General features: G+C 43.8%; 1 pseudogene. It reads right to left on the bottom strand.

From position 1 onward, the window contains the following. A pseudogene (locus tag AAEY62_RS21610) lies at positions 1 to 299 on the bottom strand (arginine decarboxylase); the annotation flags it as partial.

Genomic DNA, 299 nt, shown 5'->3' with positions numbered 1-299 from the left:
ACCTTTGCCCACTGAGTTTAGGCGAATACGAATACCAATAGCCGGTTCAATGCCTAAATTATCAATTTCTTCCAGTAAGGTGGTTAACTCCGAGAGCTTCTCTACCACTATTTTAACTTTGTGACCCATAGCCTGACCAATACAGGCTAAGCGTAAAAACTCACTGTCTTTATAGCCATTACACACAATAGTAATGGGCTCTTTTGCCACCCCTAAAATAGCCATTAGCTCTGGTTTAGAGCCAGCTTCAAGGCCAACCAGCCCGCTAGGGTGAGCTAAAAGTTTACTCACTACAGAGC

Source organism: Pseudoalteromonas sp. GW168-MNA-CIBAN-0100 (assembly GCF_040309225.1).
Classification (GTDB): Bacteria; Pseudomonadota; Gammaproteobacteria; order Enterobacterales; family Alteromonadaceae; genus Pseudoalteromonas; species Pseudoalteromonas arctica.
The sequence above is the reverse complement of the archived record's forward strand: the minus strand, read 5'-3'. Positions and strand labels throughout refer to the sequence as shown.